This window comes from Pseudomonas sp. ANT_H4, from assembly GCF_008369295.1.
Classification (GTDB): Bacteria; Pseudomonadota; Gammaproteobacteria; order Pseudomonadales; family Pseudomonadaceae; genus Aquipseudomonas.
Map to the genome: position 1 here is coordinate 1 of NZ_VOBG01000043.1, position 24,101 is coordinate 24,101.

The 24,101-nt window shown below is 59.7% G+C and carries 16 protein-coding genes and 3 pseudogenes; 11 read left to right on the top strand and 8 right to left on the bottom strand.

The window, feature by feature from the left end; translation table 11 throughout:
- Nucleotides 1-161: 161 nt before the first annotated feature.
- From recC to FQ182_RS28595, 6 genes are all read left to right on the top strand, one after another.
- Nucleotides 162-3,611 (top strand): exodeoxyribonuclease V subunit gamma, encoded by a 3,450-nt coding sequence (recC, locus tag FQ182_RS28570; protein ID WP_149415036.1) that lies wholly within the window; start codon nucleotides 162-164, stop codon nucleotides 3,609-3,611.
- Nucleotides 3,608-7,288 (top strand): exodeoxyribonuclease V subunit beta, encoded by a 3,681-nt coding sequence (recB, locus tag FQ182_RS28575; RefSeq protein ID WP_149415035.1) that lies wholly within the window; start codon nucleotides 3,608-3,610, stop codon nucleotides 7,286-7,288. The genes recC and recB overlap by 4 nt, the downstream gene beginning before the upstream one ends.
- A complete protein-coding gene (recD, locus tag FQ182_RS28580; protein WP_149415034.1) occupies nucleotides 7,285-9,336 on the top strand; it encodes an exodeoxyribonuclease V subunit alpha in 2,052 nt (683 codons plus the stop codon). Before recB ends, recD begins: the two co-directional genes overlap by 4 nt.
- Before the next feature lie 162 nt (nucleotides 9,337-9,498).
- Complete coding sequence (locus FQ182_RS28585; RefSeq protein WP_149415033.1) at nucleotides 9,499-10,071, top strand: YfiR family protein; 573 nt, start codon at nucleotides 9,499-9,501, stop codon at nucleotides 10,069-10,071.
- Complete coding sequence (locus tag FQ182_RS28590; RefSeq protein WP_149415032.1) at nucleotides 10,068-11,336, top strand: diguanylate cyclase domain-containing protein; 1,269 nt, start codon at nucleotides 10,068-10,070, stop codon at nucleotides 11,334-11,336. Before FQ182_RS28585 ends, FQ182_RS28590 begins: the two co-directional genes overlap by 4 nt.
- A 4-nt stretch (nucleotides 11,337-11,340) precedes the next feature.
- Nucleotides 11,341-11,832, top strand: a complete 492-nt coding sequence (locus tag FQ182_RS28595; protein WP_149415031.1) for an OmpA family protein — start codon at nucleotides 11,341-11,343, stop codon at nucleotides 11,830-11,832.
- An 82-nt stretch (nucleotides 11,833-11,914) separates the two neighbouring features.
- Here the strand turns inward: FQ182_RS28595 and FQ182_RS28600 are convergent.
- Nucleotides 11,915-12,094: pseudogene (locus FQ182_RS28600) on the bottom strand (LysR family transcriptional regulator); the annotation flags it as partial.
- A gap of 341 nt (nucleotides 12,095-12,435) precedes the next feature.
- Here FQ182_RS28600 and FQ182_RS28610 point away from each other — a divergent pair.
- Nucleotides 12,436-13,301 (top strand): annotated as a pseudogene (locus tag FQ182_RS28610) (IS3 family transposase); the annotation flags it as partial.
- Nucleotides 13,302-13,308: 7 nt separating this feature from the next.
- Here FQ182_RS28610 and FQ182_RS28615 read toward each other — a convergent pair.
- From FQ182_RS28615 to FQ182_RS28630, 4 genes and pseudogenes are all read right to left on the bottom strand, one after another.
- A pseudogene (locus FQ182_RS28615) lies at nucleotides 13,309-13,893 on the bottom strand (IS30 family transposase); the annotation flags it as partial.
- A 54-nt stretch (nucleotides 13,894-13,947) separates the two neighbouring features.
- Nucleotides 13,948-14,181, bottom strand: a complete 234-nt coding sequence (locus tag FQ182_RS28620; RefSeq protein ID WP_149415029.1) for a hypothetical protein — start codon at nucleotides 14,179-14,181, stop codon at nucleotides 13,948-13,950.
- Entirely contained in the window at nucleotides 14,178-15,353 is a 1,176-nt protein-coding gene (locus tag FQ182_RS28625) for a colicin E3/pyocin S6 family cytotoxin (RefSeq protein WP_256666389.1), read from the bottom strand. The genes FQ182_RS28620 and FQ182_RS28625 overlap by 4 nt, the downstream gene beginning before the upstream one ends.
- A gap of 360 nt (nucleotides 15,354-15,713) precedes the next feature.
- Complete coding sequence (locus FQ182_RS28630; RefSeq protein WP_149415028.1) at nucleotides 15,714-16,661, bottom strand: LysR family transcriptional regulator; 948 nt, start codon at nucleotides 16,659-16,661, stop codon at nucleotides 15,714-15,716.
- A gap of 131 nt (nucleotides 16,662-16,792) precedes the next feature.
- On the opposite strand from FQ182_RS28630, the gene FQ182_RS28635 reads away from it, so the two are divergent.
- Both FQ182_RS28635 and mmsB read left to right on the top strand, forming a co-directional pair.
- Entirely contained in the window at nucleotides 16,793-18,319 is a 1,527-nt protein-coding gene (locus FQ182_RS28635) for a CoA-acylating methylmalonate-semialdehyde dehydrogenase (RefSeq protein ID WP_149415027.1), read from the top strand.
- 14 nt (nucleotides 18,320-18,333) lie between these two features.
- Entirely contained in the window at nucleotides 18,334-19,221 is an 888-nt protein-coding gene (gene mmsB / locus FQ182_RS28640; protein ID WP_149415026.1) for a 3-hydroxyisobutyrate dehydrogenase, read from the top strand.
- Between the two features lie 73 nt (nucleotides 19,222-19,294).
- Here the strand turns inward: mmsB and FQ182_RS28645 are convergent, their stop codons facing one another.
- Entirely contained in the window at nucleotides 19,295-19,639 is a 345-nt protein-coding gene (locus FQ182_RS28645; RefSeq protein ID WP_133103650.1) for a cupin domain-containing protein, read from the bottom strand.
- Between the two features lie 239 nt (nucleotides 19,640-19,878).
- On the opposite strand from FQ182_RS28645, the gene kynB reads away from it, so the two are divergent.
- Nucleotides 19,879-20,529, top strand: coding sequence for an arylformamidase (gene kynB, locus FQ182_RS28650; protein ID WP_149415025.1), 651 nt, complete (start codon nucleotides 19,879-19,881; stop codon nucleotides 20,527-20,529).
- Nucleotides 20,526-21,398: a tryptophan 2,3-dioxygenase gene (gene kynA / locus FQ182_RS28655; RefSeq protein ID WP_149415024.1), complete on the top strand. Its 873-nt coding sequence runs from the start codon at nucleotides 20,526-20,528 to the stop codon at nucleotides 21,396-21,398. The genes kynB and kynA overlap by 4 nt, the downstream gene beginning before the upstream one ends.
- 65 nt (nucleotides 21,399-21,463) lie before the next feature.
- Here kynA and FQ182_RS28660 read toward each other — a convergent pair whose 3' ends face one another.
- Together FQ182_RS28660 and antC are read right to left on the bottom strand one after the other, a co-directional pair.
- The gene (locus tag FQ182_RS28660; RefSeq protein WP_149415023.1) at nucleotides 21,464-22,867 is read right to left on the bottom strand and encodes an amino acid permease; all 1,404 of its coding nucleotides are present in this window, start codon (nucleotides 22,865-22,867) and stop codon (nucleotides 21,464-21,466) included.
- A 72-nt stretch (nucleotides 22,868-22,939) separates the two neighbouring features.
- A complete protein-coding gene (gene antC, locus FQ182_RS28665) occupies nucleotides 22,940-23,947 on the bottom strand; it encodes an anthranilate 1,2-dioxygenase electron transfer component AntC (protein ID WP_149415022.1) in 1,008 nt (335 codons plus the stop codon).
- Between the last annotated feature and the right edge of the window lie 154 nt (nucleotides 23,948-24,101).

Consider the following 24,101-nt stretch of genomic DNA (forward strand, 5'->3'; position numbering starts at 1 on the left):
CATGTGAGAGTAGGTCATCGTCAAGATTAAATTCCGAAACCCCATTTGCGAAAGCAGATGGGGTTTTGTTTTGGGCGATGGAAAAGTATGAGCGAGCGCCTGCCAGTCGCCTTCAATGCTAAAGTCCATCCCTCGATTTTGCTTTTCCCAAGGAAGCCGTTATGCCAGATGCGATGTCCCTCAGCCCTGGATTCATGGTGGTTCACGGCAATCGCCTGGATGAGCTGCGCAGCCTGGTAGTCAGTTGGATGCGCCGTTATCCCCTGGCTCCCCTGGAAAACGAAATCGCCCTGGTTCAAAGCAACGGCATTGCCCAATGGTTAAAGCTGGCTCTGGCCGAAGACCCCGAAGATGATGATATGGGCGGCTGCGGCATTGCGGCAGCCATCGACGTTCAGCTCCCCGGCAGCTTTATGTGGCAGCTCTATCGCATGGTCCTTGGCCGCGATGCAATTCCGCCCAAGTCCCTGCTGGATAAAGCCCCGCTGACCTGGCGACTTATGCGCCTGCTCCCCGAACTGATCGATCAGCCGCACTTCGAGCCGCTGCAACGCTTCCTGACCCACGACACGGACCTGCGCAAACGCTACCAACTGGCAGAGCGCCTGGCCGACCTGTTCGACCAATACCAGGTCTATCGCGCCGACTGGCTGGAAGACTGGGCCGCCGGTCGCCACCAACTGCGTAACGGCCGAGGCGACTCCAAACCCTTGAGCCCAGCCAACTGCTGGCAAGCCGAGCTATGGCGTGCGTTGCTGCTGGATGTCGGAGAGGAGGGCATGGCGCAGAGCCGTGCCGGCGTTCACCAGCGATTTATCGAACGCATCAACAAGCTCGAAAAAGCACCGATTGGCCTACCCTCCCGAGTGATTGTTTTTGGCATTTCTTCCCTGCCCGCCCAAGCGTTGGAAGCCCTCGCCGGCTTGGCCCGTTTCAGCCAGGTTCTACTTTGCGTGCATAACCCTTGTCGCCATCATTGGTCTGACATTGTTGCCGACAAAGATCTGCTAAGGAGCGAATACAAACGCCAGGCCCGCAAAGCCGGGATGCCCGTTACCATTGACCCACAGGTCCTGCACCAACACGCCCATCCGCTGCTCGCCGCCTGGGGCAAACAGGGGCGCGACTACATCAACTTGCTGGACAGCTACGATGACCCCGGCAGCTACCGCTCGGCTTTTCGCGATGGTCGCATCGACCTGTTCAGTGACAGCACCCCCACCACCCTGCTGAACCAACTCCAGAACGATATCCTGGAGCTGCGCCCACTCAATGAAACCCGCGAACACTGGCTGGCCATCGACCTGGAACAGGACACCTCAATCCGCTTCCACATTGCCCACAGTGCCCAAAGAGAAGTGGAAATCCTCCACGACCAGCTACTCCAGCGTTTCAGCGACAACCCTGCTTTGCGTCCACGGGATGTCATCGTCATGGTCCCGGACGTCGACAGCTACGCTCCGCACATTCGCGCGGTCTTCGGCCAGCTTGAAAAAAGCGACCCCCGCTTCATCCCCTTCACGCTCACCGACCAAGGTCAACGCGGACGCGACCCGCTGCTGATTGCCGTCGAACACCTGCTCAAACTCCCCGACAGCCGCTTTCCGGTCAGCGAAATTCTCGATCTGCTGGACGTCCCAGCCCTGCGCGAACGTTTCGCCATCAAGGAACGCGACCTGCCTACCTTGCACCGTTGGATCGAAGGCGCGGGCATTCGCTGGGGACTTAACGCCGAACAGCGCGCCGGCCTCGGCCTGCCGGGGGAGCTTGAACAAAACAGCTGGCGTTTCGGTCTACGCCGCATGCTCCTGGGTTACGCAGTCGGCACCGGACTGGCCTGTGAAGGTATCGAACCTTACGACGAAATCGGTGGCCTTGACGCGGCCCTGATCGGTCCGCTGGTTGCATTGCTCGACGCACTGCACAGCGCCCACCAAACCCTGTCCATGTCCGCCGCACCCACAGAGTGGGGCGAGCGCCTGCAAAACCTGATGCAACTGTTTTTCCTCCCCAGCAACGAGCACGACGACTACCTGTTGGGCCAGCTTGAACAACTGCGGGAAACCTGGCTGGAAACCTGCGAGTCCGTCGGCCTGTACGACGAGTTACCACTGACCGTCGTCCGTGAGGCATGGTTGGCCGGCCTGGACCAAGGTCGCCTGTCTCAGCGCTTCCTCGCCGGAGCTGTCAATTTTTGCACCCTGATGCCGATGCGCGCGATCCCGTTCAAGCTGGTCTGCCTGCTGGGGATGAACGACGGCGACTACCCCCGTGCCCAGCCGCCGCTGGATTTCGACCTGATGGGCAGCGACTACCGCCCCGGCGACCGCTCCCGTCGCGAAGACGACCGCTACTTGCTGCTTGAAGCCCTGCTTTCGGCCCGCGACCAGCTCTACATCAGTTGGGTCGGCCGCAGCATCCGCGACAACAGCGACCGCCCAGCCTCGGTACTGATCGGCCAACTGCGCGACCACCTCGCCAGCGGCTGGCACACCGCTAACGATGAGCCGATGCTGGAAGCCATGACTCAGGAACACCCGCTTCAACCCTTCAGCGCCCGCTATTTTCACGAAGGCGATAAACTATTCAGCTACGCGCGTGAATGGCAGTTGCTCCACGAAACCCACGACGACCTCGCCGATATTGGCACCCTGACGCCCTACCTCCAGGAAGATCCCCTGAGCCTCGGTCAGTTACAAGACTTCCTGCGTAACCCGGTCAAACACTTCTTCAGTCAGCGCCTCAAGGTGTTTTTCGAAGCCGCCGAAGTGCCCTTGGCCGATGAAGAACCTTTCGTCCTTGATGCCTTGCAACGCTATAGCTTGAGCGACAGCCTGCTCGCCGCCGCGTTAACCGAACCCGACCACCCCGACAAAGCCCTCAATGCCCAAGCTCTGCGCCTACAAGCCAGTGGCTTGCTGCCGATGGTCGGTTTCGGCGAATGCCTGCGCAACGAACTGATCGAGCCCTTGCCCGATTTGCTGCAACGCTATCAGCAACTCCTGGCCCTTTGGCCTACACCTCACAACAGCGCCGAACCGATCAGTTTTGCGCATCAGGGTATTGCGTTGGAAGGCTGGATCAGCGGCCTGCACCGGCGCAGCGACAGCGGCCTTCTAAGCGTCACCACCATCCCCAACAGTATTGGCTCGATCAAGACCCGCAAGTGGCATCGCCTGATTCGCCCCTGGGTCAATCACTTGGTGGCCTGCGCCTGCGGCCTGCCATTGAGTACCGGCCTGGTGGCCAGCGATGACACCCTCCTGCTGTCCCCGCTGGAAAAAAATACGGCGCAAGAGCTATTGGGCAATCTGCTCCTCGCCTGGAAAACCGGCATGAGCGAACCGTTGCCCGTCGCCGTCAAAACTGCCTTCGCCTGGCTCGGCCAAACCGATCCGGACAAGGCCCAGGCTGCCGCCCGCAAAGCCTATGAAGGCGACGGCCAAACGACCGATGGCGAACGCCGTGAAAGCCCCGCGCTCACCCGACAATTTCGCGATTACGCTGCCTTGGTGGCGAGCGAAGATTTCGAAGGCTGGTGCGAAACCCTGTATCGACCGTTGATCAACGCCCCCTGGCGATCACTGAGCAGTGAGGAGGCAGGCGTATGAGCAGCACAAAACCCCTGGCCCTTGCCTTCCCGCTAAAAGGCAGCCAACTGATCGAGGCCAGCGCCGGCACCGGCAAGACCTTTACCATTTCGGCGCTATACCTGCGCCTGGTACTGGGCCACGGCGGCGAAGCATCGGGCTTTGGCCGTGAACTGCTGCCGCCACAAATCCTCGTCGTGACCTTCACCGACGCCGCCACCAAAGAGCTGCGCGAACGCATCCGCACACGTCTGGCGCAAGCTGCACGTTTTTTCCGCGCCGAAATCGAAAAGCCTGATGCCCTGATCGACGAGCTGCGCGACCAATACAGTCCCGAACAATGGCCAGGCTGCGCCAACCGCCTGGACATCGCCGCCCAGTGGATGGACGAGGCGGCCGTTTCGACCATCCACAGTTGGTGCCAGCGCATGCTGCGTGAACACGCCTTCGACAGCGGCAGCCTGTTTACCCAGACCCTGGAAACCGACCACAGCGACCTGCTGGGCGAAGTGCTGCGCGACTACTGGCGCCTGTTCTGCTATCCGATGCACGGCGATGCATTGAACTGGGTGCGCAACAACTGGGGCGGCCCGGCGGCCTTGATGCCCCGCGTGCGCGCCCTGTTTGGCAGCGAGCGGCCCACCGATGAACAGCGCGCCCCCGCTGAACTGATCAACGCTTGCCTGCAAGAGCGCCGCCAAGCGTTGGTCGCCCTCAAGGCCCCCTGGCAGCAGTGGGCCATCGAACTGCGGGACATCTGCCTGCAAGCCGTAGCAGCCAAAGCCGTCGATGGTCGCAAGATGCAAGCCCGTTACTTCGAACCCTGGTTTGAGAAGATCAGCGCCTGGGCCGCCGACGAATCCCTGGAACAACTGGATATCGGCACCGGTTTCACCCGCTTGACCCCCGACGGCATGGCCGAAGCCTGGAAGGGCGATGCGCCGCACCACCCTGGCCTCGATGCCATGGCCGGCCTGAAAGCCAGTCTCGACGCCCTGCCAACCCCCGATGCCGCAGTTCTGCAACATGCCTCCGGCTGGGTGAGCAAGCGCTTCGAAGAAGAAAAACGCCGCCGCGCCGAAATGGGCTTCGACGACATGCTTATTCGCCTCGACGCCGCCCTGCAAGCTGACGGCGGCGAGCGCCTGGCCAGTGTGATCCGCGAGCAGTTTCCAGTCGCGCTGATCGACGAATTCCAGGATACCGACCCGGTGCAGTACCGCATCTTCGAGGGCATCTACCGCATCGAAGACAACAACCCCGAAAGTGGCCTGTTCCTGATCGGTGATCCGAAGCAGGCGATCTATGCTTTCCGTGGCGCCGACATCTACACCTACCTGCGGGCACGCCAGGCCACGTTTGGACGTTTGCACACCCTGGGCACTAACTTCCGCTCCAGCCACGCCATGGTGGAAGCGGTAAACCATGTGTTCCAGCGTGCAGAACAAGGCCGCGGCGCGTTCCTGTTCCGTGAACCCGACGGCACAAATCCGGTGCCGTTCTATCCGGTATCGTCCCAAGGCCGAAAAGAGCAACTACAGGTCAACGGCCAAACGCTGCCAGCCCTGAACATCTGGCACCTGCCCACCGACCAGCCGATCTCCGGTGTGCTCTATCGCCAGCAGATGGCCGCCGCCTGTGCCAGCCAAATCGTCGCGTTGCTCAACGGCGGCCAGCAAGGCAGTGCCGGATTCGTCAAAGACGATACCTTTGCAGGCGTGCTGCCCTCCAACATTGCCATCCTCGTACGCGACGGCAAGGAAGCCCAGGCTGTGCGCTTTGAACTGGCCGCCCGTGGTGTGCGCAGCGTGTACCTGTCCGACAAGGATTCAGTGTTCGCTGCCCAAGAGGCCCACGACCTACTGGCCTGGCTCAAGGCCTGTGCCGAACCGGACGTCGAGCGCCCGCTGCGTGCGGCTCTGGCCTGCGTCACCCTCAACCTGTCGCTGTCCGAACTTGAACAACTGAACCAGGATGAATTGGCCTGGGAAAAACGTGTCATGCAGTTCCGCGACTATCGCAGCATTTGGCGCACCCAAGGCGTGCTGCCGATGCTGCGGCGTCTGCTGCACGACTTCAAATTGCCGCAAACCCTGATCGCCCGCAGTGACGGCGAGCGGGTGTTGACCAACCTGTTGCATCTTTCTGAACTGCTGCAGCAAGCGGCGGCCGAACTGGACGGCGAACAGGCCCTGATCCGTCATTTGGCCGAGCATCTGGCGCTGTCGGGACAGGCCGGCGAAGAGCAGATACTGCGCCTGGAAAGCGATGAACAACTGGTCAAGGTGGTGACCATTCACAAATCCAAGGGTCTGGAATACGACTTGGTTTTCCTGCCGTTTATCTGCTCGGCCAAGCCTGTGGACGGAAGTCGCCTGCCGCTGCATTACCACGATGGAAACGGCAAATCCCAGGTGAGCCTCAGGCCGACCGCCGAGTTGATTGCTCAAGCCGACGACGAACGTCTGGCTGAAGATTTGCGTTTGTTTTACGTGGCGCTGACGAGGGCAAAACATGCCTGCTGGCTCGGCGTCGCCGACCTCAAACGCGGCAATAACAACAGCTCGGTGCTGCACCTATCGGCGTTGGGTTATCTGCTCGGTGGCGGTGCCTCGTTGAACGAGTCCGCAGGCCTGGCCCGCTGGCTCCTCGATTTGCAGGAAGGCTGCCCGGCGCTGCACTACGCACACATGCCCGAAGCCGATGCCATCCCGTTCCTCCCGCCGCGCAACGAAGCCAAGTTGCTCGCGCCCCTGCTGCCTAAACGCAAGGCCGCCGAAAACTGGTGGATCGCCTCCTACAGTGCGCTGCGCATCGGCGAAAGCATGAGCGCCGCCAGCCTCGAAGCGCCGGAAAGTCCCCAGGCCCAGAAGCTGTTCGACGACGAACGCCTGGACCCGGACGCCCCGCGCGAAGTACCGGCTTCCAGCGGCGATATTCACCGTTTTCCACGAGGCCCCAATCCTGGGACCTTCCTCCATGGCCTGCTGGAATGGGCCGGCGGTGAAAGCTTTACCACCACCCCTGACGCCATCGAAGACGCGGTCGCCCGTCGTTGCAACCGGCGCGGCTGGGAAGGTTGGATCAGCACGCTGAGCGGCTGGCTGCAACACCTTCTGCAAGAACCATTGCGCCTGGGCAACGGCTATCCGCCGGTAGCGCTGAGCGGCTTGCAGCACTACCAGATCGAAATGGAATTCTGGTTCGCCAGCCACAAGGTCGACGTGCTCGCCCTCGACCAACTGGTGTGCCAATACACCCATGACGGCGTGTCCCGTGTAGCCGCCGAACCGGTGTTACTCAATGGCATGTTCAAGGGCTTTATCGACCTGACCTTCGAACATGAAGGCCGCTACTACGTGGCGGATTACAAATCCAACTGGCTCGGCCCCGACGACAGCGCCTACACACCGCAGGCCATGGAACTGTCGATCCTTGATCATCGCTATGACCTGCAATACGTCCTTTACCTGCTGGCCCTGCACCGCCAACTCAAGGCTCGGTTAAAAGACTACGACTACGACCGTCACGTTGGCGGCGCGCTCTACCTGTTCCTGCGCGGCACCCGGGCTGCCAGCCAGGGTGTGTATTTCACCCGGCCACCGCGAGAGCTGATCGAGCGCCTGGACTTGCTGTTTCAAGGCAAACCGCAACCATCCAAGGTCGAGCCCGCCTGGGAACAAGGAGTTTTGTTATGAGCCTGTCGACCTTACCGCTTGAGGAATTGACGCCCCTCAGTCGCGCTGCCGACCTGGTGATGCTGCTTGAGCGTTGGGTTGAGCGCGGCTGGTTGCGGGCGTTGGACAAGGCCTTCGTCGGCTTTCTCCACGAACTCGACCCGCAGGCCGACCCCTTGGTGTTGCTGGCCGCTGCGCTGACCAGTCACCAGTTGGGCCATGGCCATGTCTGCCTGGACCTGTTTGAAACACTGAAGGCGCCGGACTTCGCCCTGTCCCTGCCACCGGAAGGCGACCTGCAAACCGGCGCCATGTTGCTGCCTTCGCAGCTACTCGACGGCCTGGACGGCGGCCCCTGGTGCCACGCCCTGGCCGCCAGCAATTTGGTGGCGCTGGCCGTCGATGGCAGTGAAGCGGCACAAAGCCGGCCATTGGTGCTGTCGGGCAAACGCCTGTATTTACGCCGTTACTGGACCTATGAACGGCGTATCGACAACGCGTTGCGCCGCCGGCTTGCTACTCAGGAAGCGGTCACGGCGGACCTGCCCCAGCGCTTGAATACTCTGTTTGAACAAGCCCCGCCGGATGGTGTGGTCGATTGGCAAAAGCTCGCCTGTGCGCTGGCCACTCGGGGTGCGTTCAGCATTGTCACCGGCGGCCCCGGCACTGGCAAAACCACCACGGTGGTGCGACTGCTCGCGTTACTGCAGGCGCCGGCAGTGGAAAAAGGCACCGCGTTGCGTATTCGGCTGGCAGCGCCCACCGGCAAGGCCGCTGCGCGCCTGACCGAATCCATCAGCCAGCAGGTCCGCTCCCTGAAAGTAGACGACAAGGTACGAGAGAAAATCCCTACCGAGGTCACCACCGTTCACCGCCTGCTGGGCAGTCGTCCCGGCACCCGACACTTCCGTCATCACGCTGGTAATCCCTTACCTCTGGATGGGCTGGTAGTCGACGAAGCCTCGATGATCGACCTGGAAATGATGGCCAACCTGCTGGACGCCCTGGCGCCCCATGCGCGTCTGATATTGCTGGGTGACAAGGATCAACTGGCGTCCGTTGAAGCCGGGGCGGTCCTTGGTGATTTGTGCCGCGATGCCGAAGCCGGCTGGTACAGCCCGCCAACCCGCCAGTGGCTGGAAAGTGTCAGCGGAGAAAGCCTGGGTGCCAGCGGCTTGCAAGAGGACCTCGACGGCAGCCATCCGTTAGCGCAACAAGTGGTGATGCTGCGCTACTCCCGACGTTTCGGCGAAGGCAGCGGTATCGGCCAATTGGCGCGCTGGGTCAACCAGCAAAATGCCGAAGAAGCCCGCAAGCTGTTGACTGCCCGCAGTCACGCCGACTTGTTTTGTGTCAGCCTCAAGGGTGAGCACGATCGCGCCCTGGAACGCCTGGTGCTGGACGGGCAGGGCGAGGGCGCACACGGTTATCGCTATTACCTGAACCTGTTGCAAACCCTGCGCCCGTCTCCCGACACGCCGCGAGATGACCCGCGCTGGACCGACTGGGCCCGCCAACTCTTGCAAGCCTTCGATGCTTTCCAGCTGCTGTGCGCGGTGCGTAAAGGGCCGTGGGGTGTTGAAGGCCTTAACCAGCGCATCACCGCCGCGCTGTTCAAGGCCCGTCTGATCGACGGCGAGCAGCAATGGTACGAAGGTCGCCCGGTATTGATGACCCGCAACGACTATGGGCTGGGCCTGATGAACGGCGACATCGGCATCGCCTTGAAACTGCCTGAAAGCGACGGCGGTCCCCAAGTGCTGCGAGTGGCCTTCCCGCGCAACGATGGTCAGGGCGGCGTACGTTTCGTGCTGCCCAGCCGGCTCAATGACGTGGAAACCGTCTACGCCATGACCGTACACAAATCCCAGGGATCGGAATTTACCCATACCGCGCTGATCCTGCCGGATGCCTTGAACCCGGTTCTGACCAAGGAGTTGATCTACACCGGCATCACCCGCGCCAAGGACTGGTTCAGTCTGATCGAACCCCGTGGCGGCGTCTTCGAAGAGGCGGTACGACGCAAGGTGAAGCGCTTGAGCGGACTGATGTTGGAACTGGGGGCTTGAGCGGCAAAAAAACTGACCGAAGGGTTATGGTTTGATTCTGATCCATGCGTCTGATTTTTCTGAAGAAATGGCAGAATCCCCCCGAGGTGTCGCCTCGCGGGCTTTTCTGTCGATGTGCTATCGTTGCGGCATCATCCCGAGAAGATCAAAGAGAATCGCTGCATGAACGTGGCTGTCTCGCCCACAGAGCGTAGTTTGAGTTGGAGACGAATGCTGCTGGTCGTACTTTGCGTCCTCACTCCCCTCGCTTATGCCCAGGCCCCTAGCCCATCTGGCATAGCTGATCAAAGGGCCAGCGCCGTGACGCAAGTGGTGCTCGGGATTCTCAGCTATGCCCGCTGGCCCGTGGAGCCTGCGCAACTGCGCCTGTGCATCGTCGGGCCCACCCAATACACCGATGACCTGGTCAGGGGCACGACCCAGGCCACCGGTCGACCGGTGGTGGTGCAGCGCCTGCTGGCCGACCATCCAGACATCGCCAATGCCTGCGACGCGGTGTACATCGGCAAGTTGACCGGTGATGAACGTAGCCGCCTGTTCGCTTCATTGACCGGCCATCCGGTACTCAGCATCAGTGAAGGTGGCGACCAATGCACCGTGGGCAGCCTGTTTTGCCTGCGGGTCGGCGATGAGCAAGTATCGTTCGAGGTCAACCTCGACTCCGTCGCCCGTAGTGGTGTGCGCATTCATCCCAGTGTGTTGCAGCTGTCCCGCCGCCGGGCGCCGGAATCATGAAGTCGGTTAAAACCCCTGCGCGCCCAACCCTGAGCTCGGTCCTTGGCCGAGGGCACCTGAGTGTCGCGTTGGTGGCGGTAGCCATGGCCAGCGTATCCCTGACCCTGCTTGGCGTGCTGGCGCTGCGGGTCTACGCCGACCATAACCTGCACCTGATCGCCCGCTCCATCAATTACACCGTGGAAGCGGCAGTGGTGTTCGATGACAGAACCGCCGCCAATGAAGCCTTGTCCCTGATCGCGGCCACTGAAGAGATCGCAGAAGCTCAAGTGCTGGACGCCAATGGCATGCAGTTGGCCCATTGGGTGCGCCCGAAAACCGGCATGCTGTCCACGATCGAGTTGGAGCTGGCCCACGCGTTATTGGAACAGCCCATCAGCCAGCCAATCATCCACCAGGGCCGGACCATCGGCAGTGTCCAAGTGAGCGGTCACGGCGGTAGCCTGTTGCGCTTTTTACTCAGCGGCCTGGCCGGGATTATTGTCTGCACCGCCCTCAGCGCCTGGGTCGCGTTGTACCTGGCGCGGCGGATGCTGCGGGGCATCACCGGGCCCTTGCACAGCCTTGCCGAAGTGGCCCACGCGGCCCGCAGCGAGCGAGCGTTTGACCGCCGCGTGCCACCGGCGCAGATTGCTGAACTCGACAGCCTGGGCAATGACTTCAATGCTTTGCTCGACGAACTGGAAGCCTGGCAAACCCACCTGCAAAGCGAAAACGAAACCCTCGCTCACCAGGCCTCCCACGACAGCCTGACCGGTCTGCCCAATCGGGCCTTCTTCGAAGGGCGGCTGATCCGTGCCCTGCGCAGCGCCTCCAAGCTCAACGAGCGAGTAGCGGTGCTGTTCCTCGACAGCGATCGCTTCAAGGACATCAACGACAACTTCGGCCACGCAGCCGGCGACGCGGTGCTGGTGGCAGTGGCGTCGCGGGTTCGTGCGCAGTTGCGTGACGACGACCTGGTGGCGCGACTGGGGGGAGACGAGTTCGCCATCCTGCTCTCGCCCCTGCACAAGCTTGAAGATGCCCAGCGCATCGCCGACAAGATCATCGCCAGCATGGACACGCCGATCCAGCTGCCCGGCACCACCCAGGTATTGACCTCACTTAGCATCGGCATCGCCGTTTTTCCCGATCAAGGCGCCACTCCCGGCGCCCTGCTCAATGCCGCCGACGCGGCGATGTATCAGGCCAAACGCCTTTCCCAGGGCGGCCAGCAAACGGCGGAGTCGGAGCACCCCGCCGCCAATGTTCAACACAGGAGTTGATCCCTTGTTCTCTACTGCGCGTATTTTATTTATCACCCTGCTTGTGGCGCTGCTGGCCCTGAGCGGCTGCCAGACAGCCCCGCCCAAAGGCCTGACCCCGGCGCAGATCGCTGTGCTTAAACAGCAAGGTTTCGAACTGACCGACGAAGGCTGGGCTTTCGGCCTGTCGGGCAAAGTGCTGTTTGGCAGTGATGTCGAGTCGTTGAATAAACCCAGCACCGAGATTGTTGAACGCATCGGCAAGGCCCTGCTGGGCGTAGGCATCGAACGCGTACGCGTCGACGGCCACACCGACGCCTCAGGCAAGGAAACCTACAACCAGCAACTGTCCCTGCGCCGGGCGAAAAGCGTCGGCAAGGTGTTGACTGGCGTGGGTATGAAGGAAGAAAACGTGCAACTGCGCGGCTTGGGCAGCAGCGAGCCGGTGGCGGCTAACACCACGGCGGCTGGCCGCACCGAGAATCGACGGGTGTCGATTGTGGTGATTGCGGATTAAGCAGGCCCCGGTCAGATCCAATGTGGAATGCGGTCAGTGTGGGAGCCGGGCTTGCCCGCGACGTCGCGTAAGCACTCACCGGCTAATCCGCAAACACCAACTCCTGCGTTTCCCCCATCAGCAACGGCCGGTTCTGCTCCGTCACCTCGCGGATGTAATCCCACAACAGGGTGATCCGCTTGAGCTTGCGAAGGTCCTCGCGGCAGTACATCCAGAACTGCAAGGAAAGAAAGGTTAACCCAATGAATACAGGGGCTAACCGTCATGAACACTCTTGACGCTCGACATGCTGTATCAAGCAGCGTTACAAGTTTTACGTTTCCCGTGAGGCCGGCGACAAGACTCGCCAAGCCGTATCACTACCGACGTAATGGTATTTACTACATGCGTCTCAGGGCTACAGGTAGCACCACTGAGCTCGCTTCGGTTTCCCTGAAGACCAGCAACAGAAGGGAGGCGATGGATGTCGCAGATCAGCTTGCGGGGTTCGTCATGGCCTTTCACTTGGAGAACCCAGACGCCCCTTGGGACAAGCTGAAGGTAAATCGCCCCTAGTTTCGTAGACACCTCCATGCCTTAAAATGAGGCCAATTAGGAGGTGCCATGAGCAACCCGCGTTATCCCGAAGAATTCAAAATCCAAGCGGTCAATCAAGTGACCGAAAAGCAGCTTCCCGTGGCAGACGTTGCGGCACGCCTTGGCGTATCGACTCACAGCCTTTATGCGTGGATCAAACGCTACAGCAAGCCTCAGGAAACCCGTCAGCAAGACGATGATCAGCAAGCTGAGCTTCGTCGCCTGCGAGCAGAGCTCAAGCGGGTCACGGAAGAGCGAGATATCTTAAAAAAGGCCGCCGCGTACTTTGCCAAGGAATGCGGCTGAAGTACGCCTTTATCAAGCAGCAGGCCACCGACTACTCTATTCGACGGCTTTGCCTGACGCTGAACATCCACCCCAGTGGTTACTACGCGTGGTTGTCTGAGCCGCAATCTGTGCGCGCCAAGGACGATCAGCGCCTGCTGGGTTTGATCAAGCATTCGTGGTTGGAGAGCGGCGGCATTTATGGCTATCGCAAAATCCATGACGATCTGCGCGAAATTGGTGAGGACTGTGGCCGCCACCGAGTCGCTAGATTGATGCGTCTTAAAGGCCTTCGTTCTCAGACAGGGTATCGCCGGCGCCCAGGGAAGTACGGAGGTAAACCAACGGTCGCCTCACCCAACTTGCTAAAGCGCCAGTTTGATGTGGTCGAACCCAACAAGGTCTGGGTAACAGACATCACCTACATTCGCACGTATGAAGGTTGGCTGTATTTGGCTGTGGTGCTGGACTTGTTTTCTCGTCAAGTTGTTGGCTGGTCTATGAAGTCGCAGATGACCAGCGACTTGGCTATTGATGCATTATTGATGGCTGTCTGGAAGCGTAAGCCAAAACAGGAGGTGATGATTCACTCCGACCAGGGCAGCCAGGGCGAATTCAACCGGTCGTCGCAACACTGGATTGTTGGACAGATTTTAGATACTCATTCAGTGCTTCTGCAGGTGTTTTCCAGCCCAGTGTTTTCCGGGGTCTCATGTTCAACACATTAGCTACGGCCTGGATCTCATGCGCACTCCAACGAGACAGGTCGGTGCCTTTCGGGAAGTATTGCCGTAGAAGGCCGTTCGTATTTTCGTTCGTGCCGCGCTGCCATGGACTATGAGGATCAGCGAAGAAAACCTTCACTCCGGACTCGATGGTAAATCGAGCGTGATCCGACAGCTCCTTCCCACGATCCCAGGTCAAAGATCGCCACAGCTCGATGGGAAGATCAGTCACCGTCTTCTTCAATGCGTTGGTCATACTAACAGCCCCATAGCCGGCCAGCGCCGGGCCGTTCTTCGTCCGTGGAATTAGCCCATAACCTTTCTCGCGAGGCAGATGGACGAGCATGGTGAATCGAGTTGAGCGCTCGACCAGCGTTCCAATCGCAGAACGGTTCAAACCGATGATCAGGTCACCCTCCCAATACCCGGGTACAGCCCGGTCATCTACCTCAGCAGGGCGAGGCTCCATATGTACTCTCACAGTCCATTGACTATTCTTTGAATCCCGGCAAGCCCTGAGGGGCGCAGGTCAGCTCAAATTACAGGTGAGCTGGAAGATACAACCCGGGTCGAAAATTCGCCTGCCTGCTAAAGCCTCAATGGCTGCGAGCTGTGCGACGCTAAGGTTATAACCCTCATCTCCGCGTTGAGGTGAAGACCAGTTCATGATTTCAGCTAACTGAACATCACACCCGTTCGGAAGGTCGATCTCAAAAGCTAAAAATTCGGTTTCTTTGTCAAAAGCTTCAACGGTGTATTTCACGGTTCGACCTCGCGAGTCTTATTTGCGTCTTTAGTTTGCTGTCCAGTCTCGGGATCAAACTCCCCGAGGTGCTTGCCGCGCTTGTTGTACATCTCAACAGCTCCATGCTGGCTATCCCACTCGAGAATACTGCCATCCCTAGTTTTCCACCGTTTACGCAGACCCCCGCCACCTTTTATAGGAGTTTTACGAGGTGCCACCTGTGCGTCAGGAAAGGCTGTCAGTCCTTTAGGTGGAGGGTGATAACTATGGTCACCTGATACGCTCAGCGAAATGTAAATCGGCTGAATATCGGTGTTAGGAAATGTGACGATTGCATCTTGGAAATCTGGAGGGTGCGCAGGATTCGCAAGCAACGTGTCTGATTGTGCTGTCGGCGGATACACCCAGACAGGAGGTAACTGTGGGACGCCTTCCAGTGCAGGAATACCCAGTACACCATCAGGGCTTGCCGCTGGCGTCCAAGTGAGGCCAATGCCGTTACCGATGTCAGCGACGTATTTATCACCAACCTTATCGCCCTTGATTACGGGAACGTTTTCCCAGTCCGTTTTGCCGCCAGTGTAGTATCCATAAGCGTTAACGGAGCCATCCGGCAAGGTCTTCACGTTGACACGAACACGGGTGCGGCCAGCATCAAGGGTGGCGTACTGATCCTCTTTGTAGAAGGCGCTGTCAGGCGAAATGCTGGTGTTCGGTATCAGCATTGCAACGGTGCCCACAGCAGCACCCGCCGCAACAGCCCCAGCCCCCTCCAGCAGGGTTAGTGCAAGCGAGCCACCAAGGCGTTCAGCTATTGCACTGCCAGTGGCAGAGCCGCCAACCATTTGTAGCGTAGTGCCTTGTGCTGTAATCGCCCCCCCTGTCCCAAGCACTGCCCACAGTCCGTAATCAGCCAATTTCTCAACTGGGACAAAACCAGATGGGTTGTTGTGGTTTATTACCCCGTCAGGAAGGTTACAGCTCTTGGCGAAGACGCATCCGGGGAGGCTGACTTCCTCCGGCTTCTTGATCGCGTTCCTACGTGCGTCAGCTTCCCGCTCGTTCCTTTCGTTCGCCGCCACTGTTCTGTCCCAAGCCGCCTGCGCAGCCTCTGTCGCCTCGGCATGTTGCCTGTTGCCGTCTATCCCATTACATCCCTTATAACTCGGGAATAGGTTTTCAACCGCCATAATACTTCCCTGTAAAAGTTGACTCGACCCCTTGGTGGGGGAATTCCAGCCTGTAGCTGGGCAGCATCGACGTTACCGGGAAGCTCAATAGCTGGCTGTAGGACAATTCCTAATTGCAGTACTGAATGTTCCCTGATCCATGTCATTTGCTGGGGGCGAAGGATACCCGGTGGGGTTCTTTCCACGTACCTGCTCGCCTCTGAAAGTCGGCTTCGAGGTGTTACAAGTAGCGTATCAATCCCTGACACAAGCCGTTGGCAAAGGTGTTCTGACCGCGTTACGATGCCACGACCTGACTCCTTGGAATGCGGTCAGTGTGGGAGCCGGGCTTGCCCGCGACGTCGCGTAAGCGCTCACCGGCTAATCCGCAAACACCATCTCCCGCGTTTCCCCCATCAGCAACGGCCGGTTCTGTTCCGTCACCTCGCGGATGTAATCCCACAACAGGGTGATCCGCTTCAACTTGCGCAAATCCTCGCGGCAGTACATCCAGAACTGCCGCGTAATATTGATCTCCTCCCCAAGCACCGGCAGCAACCGTGCATCCTGCGCTGCCAGAAAACACGGCAGGATCGCCAACGACCTTCCCTGCTGCGCCGCCACGTACTGGGCGATCACGCTGGTACTGCGCAAGCTGGCGCTGGCGCCGGGTACCACATTGGCCAGGTACAGCAGCTCCGAGCTGAACGCCAAGTCATCGACATAGCTGATAAACGGATGATCGGCCAAATCTGCCGGGCGGCGGATGGGTGGGTGTTGATCGAGATATTCCTGGGTCGCGTACAGCTGCAACTTGTAGTCACACAGCTTGCAGCACACATAAGGCCCATGTTCCGGCCGTTCCAGGGCGATGACGATATCGGCCTCGCGCTTGGACAGGCTGATGAAGTGGGGCAGGGGTAAGATATCCACTGAGATCGCCGGGTAGGTGTCGACGAAGTGGCTCAATTGCGGCGTGACGAAGAAGCTGCCGAAACCTTCGGTGCAGCCCATGCGCACATGCCCGGATAGCGCCACGCCAGAGCCGGAAACCTGTTCGCAGGCCATGTGCAGGGTGCTTTCGATGGACTCGGCGTACCCCAGCAATCGCTGGCCTTCGGTGGTCAGGACGAAACCGTTGGTCCGGGACTTTTCAAACAGCAGCGTGCCCAGCGACCCTTCAAGGGAACTGATGCGCCGCGACACGGTGGTGTAGTCCACCGCCAGGCGCTTGGCGGCGACGCTGGCCTTGCGGGTACGGGCCACTTCGAGGAAAAACTTCAGGTCATCCCAGTTCAGGGCGCTGAGGGAGGTGATGTTTTTTTGCATATTGGACCGGCTTTTATGTGCGTTCTTATTAGAAGTTTGCACATCTATACTCCAAAAACAGTCCGAACGCCTCATCCTCAAGGCGGTTCATGCGCCTTGTCTCTGCATAACTACAAGATCTGGAGACCACAATGAACGCATCGCTTACGTCTGCCGACACCGCCGTAAAACAGGCCAAACTGTTGATCAATGGCGAATGGGTCGAGTCCAAGACCACCCAATGGCAAGACATCGTAAACCCGGCGACCCAGCAAGTACTGGCCCGTGTGCCCTTTGCCACCTCGCAAGAAGTCAACGCCGCCATCGACGCCGCCCATCGCGCCTTCCAGACCTGGAAGCTGACGCCGATCGGTGCGCGCATGCGCATCATGCTCAAGCTGCAAGCGCTGATCCGTGAACACTCCAAGCGCATCGCCGTGGTCCTCAGCGCCGAGCAGGGCAAGACCATTGCCGATGCCGAAGGCGATATTTTCCGTGGCCTGGAAGTGGTCGAACACGCCTGTTCCATCGGTACCCTGCAAATGGGCGAATTCGCTGAAAACGTTGCTGGCGGTGTCGATACCTACACCCTGCGCCAGCCCATCGGTGTGTGCGCCGGCATTACCCCGTTCAACTTCCCGGCGATGATTCCGCTGTGGATGTTCCCGATGGCCATCGCCTGCGGTAACACCTTTGTGCTCAAACCGTCGGAACAGGACCCATTGTCGACCCTGCTGCTGGTGGAGCTGGCGCTGGAAGCCGGCGTGCCGCCTGGCGTGCTTAACGTGGTCCACGGTGGCAAGGATGTGGTGGATGCGCTCTGTACCCATAAAGACATCAAGGCCGTGTCCTTCGTCGGTTCGACCGCTGTCGGTACTCACGTCTATGACCTGGCCGGCAAACACGGTAAACGCGTGCAATCGATGATGGGCGCCAAGAACCACGCCGTGGTGCTGCCGGATGCCAATCGCGAGCAAACCCTCAACGCCCTGGTAGGTGCCGGTTTCGGCGCGGCCGGCCAACGTTGCATGGCCACTTCCGTGGTGGTGCTGGTAGGTGCGGCCAAACAATGGCTGCCGGACCTCAAGGCTCTGGCGCAAAAGCTCAAAGTGAATGCCGGCAGCGAAGCGGGTACCGATGTTGGTCCGGTGATTTCCAAACGCGCCAAGGCACGCATCCTCGACCTGATCGAAAGCGGCGTGAAAGAAGGCGCCAAGCTGGAACTGGACGGTCGCGACATCAAGGTGCCGGGTTTCGAACAAGGCAACTTCATCGGCCCAACCCTGTTCTCGGGCGTGACCACCGATATGCAGATCTACACCCAGGAAATTTTCGGCCCGGTGCTGGTGTTACTGGAAGTCGACACCCTCGACCAAGCCATCGCCATGGTCAACGCCAATCCGTTCGGCAACGGCACCGGCCTGTTCACCCAGAGCGGTGCGGCGGCGCGTAAATTCCAGAGCGAGATCGACGTCGGCCAGGTCGGTATCAACATTCCGATTCCGGTGCCAGTCCCGATCTTCAGTTTCACTGGTTCCCGTGGCTCGAAACTCGGCGACCTGGGCCCGTACGGCAAGCAAGTGGTGCAGTTCTACACCCAGACCAAAACCGTCACCAGCCGCTGGTTCGACGATGACAGCGTCAACGATGGCGTCAACACCACCATCAACCTGCGCTGATCGAGGAGACGACCATGAAGATTGCATTTATCGGCCTGGGCAACATGGGCGCGCCCATGGCCCGCAACCTGATCAAGGCCGGCCACGCGCTGAACCTGTTCGACCTGAACCAAACCGTGCTCGCCGAACTGGCCGAGCTCGGCGCCAGCATCAGCGCTTCACCGCGTGACGCCGCCCAAGGCGTCGAGTTGGTCATTACGATGCTCCCGGCTGCCGCTCATGTGCGCAGCGTCTGGCTCGGTGAAGACGGCGTACTCGCTGGCATCGGCAAAGGCGTACCGGCGGTAGATTGCAGCACCATCGATCCGCAGACCGCCCGCGACGTGGCCGCTGCCGCGGCCAAGCACGGCGTGACCCTGGCCGATGCGCCGGTTTCCGGCGGCACCGGCGGTGCCCAGGCAGGGACCCTGACCTTTATGGTCGGCGCTACCCCGGAACTGTTCGCCACCCTGCAACCGGTCCTGGCGCAGATGGGCCGTAACATCGTCCACTGCGGCGAAGTCGGTACCGGGCAAATCGCCAAGATCTGCAACAACCTGCTGTTGGGCATCACCATGGTCGGCGTCAGCGAAGCGATGGCCCTGGGGGATGCGTTGGGGATCGATACGCAAGTTCTGGCCGGGATCATCAACAGTTCAACCGGGCGCTGCTGGAGTTCCGACACCTATAACCCGTGGCCGGGCATTATTGAAACCGCACCGTCGTCACGGGGTTACACCGGTGGTTTTGGTGCGGAGTTGATGCTCAAGGATTTGGGACTGGCGACTGAAGCCGCCCGCCAGGCCCACCAGCCGGTGATCCTCGGCGCCGTGGCCCAGCAGTTGTATCAGGCGATGAGCCAGCGTGGTGAAGGGGGCAAGGACTTCTCGGCGATCATCAACAGCTATCGCAAACCCCAATAGGGGATTTCCCGAGACTGTGGCGATCGGGCTTGTTGTGGCGAGCCCGCTCGCCACAAAGGGTTCTCGGTTTTGATCAGGCAAACACAAAATACTTACGCACAGTCTCGACCACTTCCCACGTGCCCTTCATACCCGGCTCAACCACAAAAATATCACCGGCCTTCAAATGAATCGGCTCCTGTCCGTCAGGGGTGATGATGCAGTAGCCTTCGCGAAAATCGCAGTATTCCCACTTCACGTACTCAACCCGCCATTTACCCGGGGTGCAGATCCAGGTGCCCATGATCTTGCTGCCGTCTTCGCTGGTATAGGCGTTGAGGTTGACGGTGTGCGGGTCACCTTCGAGTTTTTCCCATTTGCAGGCATCCAGCACCGGCAGGGGGTGGGTATCGCGCAGGACGGTGATTGGCTTGGACATGATGACTCCGAGGCAGGAAGGGAAGTGCGAACCCTATCGCCTTGGGCTGCCGGCCAATGGTCTGAACTCGACATCGGGATGCCCAGAAGCGCAGGCGCGAGATTTGAAACATCCAATCACCAATCAGCCATTTCCTCGCAGTAAGTGCGAAAGATTTCCCGCTTTGCGCTGGAATTCGCAAGAATATTTACAGCTGGCCCTCGTATCATTCTCTTCAGGAACGACCGAGAGCCTTTTGAATGAATCCAATAAAAACGTGGTGGGATATCAGCCCGCCCTTGAGCACAGCGACCCCGACCTGGCCTGGGGATACGCTATTTCAGGAAGAGCGGGTCTGGCAGTTCGGCCCCGAATGCCCGGTGAATGTCGGGCGCATCACCCTTTCGCCTCACACCGGCGCCCATGTCGATGCGCCGTTGCATTACAGCGCTGATGGCGCGCCCATCGGCGAAGTGTCTTTGGATGTGTACATGGGCCCGTGCCGGGTGCTGCATTGCCTGGACAGCGGCGCGCTGGTGCAGCCGCAGCAGTTGGAGGGCCGCCTGGAAAATGTGCCTGAACGTGTTCTGCTGCGCACTTATCAACAGGCTCCGCTGACCACCTGGGATTCGAATTTCACCGCCGTTGCCAAGGAAACCGTCGAGTTGCTGGCCAGCCTCGGCGTGCGCCTGATTGGTATCGATACCCCGTCGCTCGACCCGCAGCAATCCAAAACCATGGATTCCCACAACGCCGTCGCTCGCCACGGCATGGCGATTCTTGAAGGCATCGTCCTCGACGACGTGCCGGAGGGCGATTACGAGTTGATCGCGCTGCCGCTGCGTTTTGCCAACCTCGATGCCAGCCCGGTACGAGCAATCCTCCGTCCGCTCAAGGAGCCCACGCGATGAGCCAGTGTCCCTTCTCTTCTGAATATGTGCCGCCTGATTACCAGCCGCCGGAAGAATGGCATAACGCCGAGCTGAATTTTTCTGAGTCCATGAGCTACGGCGACTACCTGGACCTGGGCAAAGTGCTCAGCGCCCAGCACCCACTGTCGCCGGACCACAACGAGATGCTGTTCATCATCCAGCACCAGACCTCGGAGCTGTGGATGAAGCTGATGCTCCACGAACTCAAGGCCGCCCGCGAACACGTGCGCCTGGGCGAGTTGCCGCCGGCATTCAAGATGCTGGCGCGGGTGTCGCGGATCTTCGATCAACTGGTGCATGCCTGGGCCGTGTTGGCGACCATGACACCGTCGGAGTACCAGTCGATCCGCCCGTACCTGGGCCAGTCGTCCGGCTTCCAGTCGTTCCAGTACCGGGAAATCGAATTTATTCTCGGCAACAAAAGTGCGGCGCTGTTACGGCCTCACGCTCATCGCCCGGAGTTGTTGCAGGAGTTGCAAGTGGCGATAGCCACGCCGTCGCTGTATGACGAAGCGATCAACTTGATGGCCAAGGCCGGCTTGGTGATTGATCCCCAGCGCGCCGAACGCGATCCGACGGCGGCCACGGTTCACGACGCGTCCGTGGAGGCGGCTTGGCGTGAGGTCTATCGCGATCCGAACCGTTATTGGGACTTGTATCAGTTGGCCGAAAAATTCATCGACCTTGAAGACTCCTTCCGCCAATGGCGCTTTCGCCACGTCACCACGGTGGAACGGATCATCGGCTTCCAGCCCGGTACCGGCGGCACCGAAGGCGTCGGCTACCTGCGCAAGATGCTCGACACTGTGCTGTTTCCCGAGCTGTGGCGGGTGCGTTCCACGCTGTAACCTGCGCCCAACAAAAAGCCCCGGCATTCATCGAATGCCGGGGCTTTTTATCAACCTTCAGAAGGTTATTGCGCCGTAGCCACCGCCTTGGCGTTGTTCATGCGCAACCGGTACGCCACATAGATAATTCCCACCCACACCGGAATCGCATACACCGACGCCCGCACACCCGGGATCGCCAGCATCACGCAGATGATCATCAGCATAAACGCCAGGCACAGGTAGTTGCTGAACGGGAACCAGAAGGTCTTGAACGACGGCACCACGCCTTGCTCACTCATGGCCTTGCGGAACTTGATGTGGGTCAGGCTGATCAGCGCCCAGTTGATCATCAGCGAAGCAACCACCAACGCGAACAACAACTCCAGCGCGTTATGGGGGGCGACGTAGTTGATCACCACGCACAGCAACGTCACCAGGGCTGAAACGCCCAAGGCCCGCAATGGCACGCCTTGTTTGTTGAGCTTCATGAACGCCTTGGGTGCATCGCCCTGTTCGGCCAGGCCGAAGAGCATGCGGCTGTTGCAGTACACGCCGCTGTTGTACACCGACAGCGCCGCGGTCAGCACCACGAAGTTGAGGATGTGCGCGGCGGTGTCGTTGCCGATCAACGAGAAGATCTGCACAAACGGGCTGCCGCTGTAGGCATCGCCGGACGCGCCGAGGGTTTGCAGCAGTTGATCCCAGGGGTACAACGACAGCAGCACGGTCAGTGCGCCGACGTAGAAAATCAGGATCCGGTACACCACCTGGTTGATCGCCTTGGGGATCACCTTGCGCGGCTCGCTGGCCTCGGCGGCAGTAATACCCACTAACTCCAGGCCACCGAACGAGAACATGATGAATGCCATGGACATCAACAGCCCCATGCCGCCATTGGGGAAGAAGCCGCCGTGGTCCCACAGGTTACTCACCGAGGCTTGCGGGCCGCCGGTGCCGCTGAACAGCAGGTAGCAACCGAGCAGGATCATGCCGATGATCGCCACGACCTTGATGATCGCGAACCAGAATTCGGTCTCGCCGAAGAACTTCACGTTCAGGGTGTTGATCAGGTTGACCGCGATAAAGAACACCACCGCGCTGGCCCAGGTCGGAATCTCCGGCCACCAGAACTGGATGTACTTGCCTACCGCCGTCAGTTCGGCCATGCCCACCAGTACGTAGAGTACCCAGTAGTTCCAGCCCGCCAGGAAGCCCGGATAACCGCCCCAGTATTTGTGGGCAAAGTGGCTGAAGGAGCCCGCCACCGGTTCTTCAATGATCATTTCGCCCAGCTGGCGCATGATCAGAAACGCGATGAACCCGGCTATCGCATAGCCGAGGATCATCGACGGCCCCGCCGACTTGAGCACCCCGGCCGAACCGAGGAACAAGCCTGTGCCAATCGCCCCACCCAAGGCAATCAGCTGAATATGCCGGTTCTTCAGGCCGCGCTTGAGGCCTACCGGGTTAACCATGTCATCCGCCATTAACATTCCCTTCTACTTGTTTTTTTCAGGGTTGATCGCACGCTGAACCAGCCCCTCACACCTGCTGAGGGGTCAGATATTACTCTCGGTAAACTTTTCGTAATACAGCTGAACGCCATCAAGTGCCTGATCCAACAGCCATTGCTTGATGGAATCGACCATCGGTGGGGGACCGCAGACGTATATATCCGCCGAACTGTCCCGCAATTGTGCCAAATCGAAATGCTCGGTGAGGTAGCCGCGCTTTCCGGCCCAGTCGGGCGGCGGGTCGCTGAGCACTTCGGTATAGCGAAAACCTGGGATTTTTTCGGCGTAGGCGTTGATGCGCTCGGCTTCGCACAAATCGGCGGCACCGCGCACGCCGTAATACAAATGCACCGGTTGATCGCAACCGCGTTCGGCCAGCTCATCGAGCATGGCCAACAGCGCCGACAACCCGGTGCCACCGGCCATCAGCACCAGTGGCTGGGTGACATGCCTTAGATAGAACGCCCCCAGCGGTGCTTCCAGCAGCAGTTCATCGCCGACCTGGCAGCGTTCGCGGATGTAATTGCTCATCACACCATCGGGCAACAGGCGGATCAGAAACTGCAACTGATTGCCGGGGCGGTTGGCGAAGGAATAGGAGCGCTGGCTGTCCGTGCCGGGAATCGACAGCCGCGCATATTGGCCCGGAAGAAAATCCAATGCCTGGTCTAGCTGCAGATACAGGATCGCCGTGCTGGCCGAGACCTGTTGCACGTTGCTGACCGTGCTGCGGACCTGCAGCGGCCCCGGCGCGTTGCACAGGCTCGAATCAAAATCGAAATAGAACGCCGCATCGGATTTAACCCGAGTCTGGCAACTGAGCATCTTGCGCTGTTGCAGGTCGAGACTGGAGAGGGCTTCCTCGTCCACATAGTCCTGGCTGTAATCGCCAGACTCGCAGCGACCCTGGCAGGTGCCGCAGACGCCTTCGCGACAATCCAGCGGAATCTTGATGCCGTTGCGCAACGCCGCATCCAGCAGGATTTCATTGGCGCCCACCGGAAAAAACAACGTCTTGCCGTCGGCAAAACTGAAGGCCACTTTGTGATTCATCCACCGTTCTCCATGGATTGGGTAATACCTGTAGATACTCTGTTCACGGTCAAGCTTTCGCGAGATGTTTTTCGCTAAAAAGCTTGGCCGTATTAAATTCTTCTCCGGAACGCATGCACGCCCACAACCCAGTCAGGTATTTACGCATCACCGC

What these genes read in the sequence shown, in the direction of transcription:
- recC (WP_149415036.1), top strand. Translation starts at nt 162, where the DNA reads ATGCCAGATGCGATGTCCCTCAGCCCTGGATTCATGGTGGTTCACGGC.
- antC (WP_149415022.1), bottom strand. Translation starts at nt 23,947, where the DNA reads ATGAATCACAAAGTGGCCTTCAGTTTTGCCGACGGCAAGACGTTGTTT.
- FQ182_RS28645 (WP_133103650.1), bottom strand. Translation starts at nt 19,639, where the DNA reads ATGTCCAAGCCAATCACCGTCCTGCGCGATACCCACCCCCTGCCGGTG.
- recB (WP_149415035.1), top strand. Translation starts at nt 3,608, where the DNA reads ATGAGCAGCACAAAACCCCTGGCCCTTGCCTTCCCGCTAAAAGGCAGC.
- FQ182_RS28630 (WP_149415028.1), bottom strand. Translation starts at nt 16,661, where the DNA reads ATGCAAAAAAACATCACCTCCCTCAGCGCCCTGAACTGGGATGACCTG.
- recD (WP_149415034.1), top strand. Translation starts at nt 7,285, where the DNA reads ATGAGCCTGTCGACCTTACCGCTTGAGGAATTGACGCCCCTCAGTCGC.
- kynA (WP_149415024.1), top strand. Translation starts at nt 20,526, where the DNA reads ATGAGCCAGTGTCCCTTCTCTTCTGAATATGTGCCGCCTGATTACCAG.
- FQ182_RS28660 (WP_149415023.1), bottom strand. Translation starts at nt 22,867, where the DNA reads ATGGCGGATGACATGGTTAACCCGGTAGGCCTCAAGCGCGGCCTGAAG.
- FQ182_RS28585 (WP_149415033.1), top strand. Translation starts at nt 9,499, where the DNA reads ATGAACGTGGCTGTCTCGCCCACAGAGCGTAGTTTGAGTTGGAGACGA.
- FQ182_RS28635 (WP_149415027.1), top strand. Translation starts at nt 16,793, where the DNA reads ATGAACGCATCGCTTACGTCTGCCGACACCGCCGTAAAACAGGCCAAA.
- kynB (WP_149415025.1), top strand. Translation starts at nt 19,879, where the DNA reads ATGAATCCAATAAAAACGTGGTGGGATATCAGCCCGCCCTTGAGCACA.
- FQ182_RS28625 (WP_256666389.1), bottom strand. Translation starts at nt 15,353, where the DNA reads ATGGCGGTTGAAAACCTATTCCCGAGTTATAAGGGATGTAATGGGATA.
- FQ182_RS28590 (WP_149415032.1), top strand. Translation starts at nt 10,068, where the DNA reads ATGAAGTCGGTTAAAACCCCTGCGCGCCCAACCCTGAGCTCGGTCCTT.
- mmsB (WP_149415026.1), top strand. Translation starts at nt 18,334, where the DNA reads ATGAAGATTGCATTTATCGGCCTGGGCAACATGGGCGCGCCCATGGCC.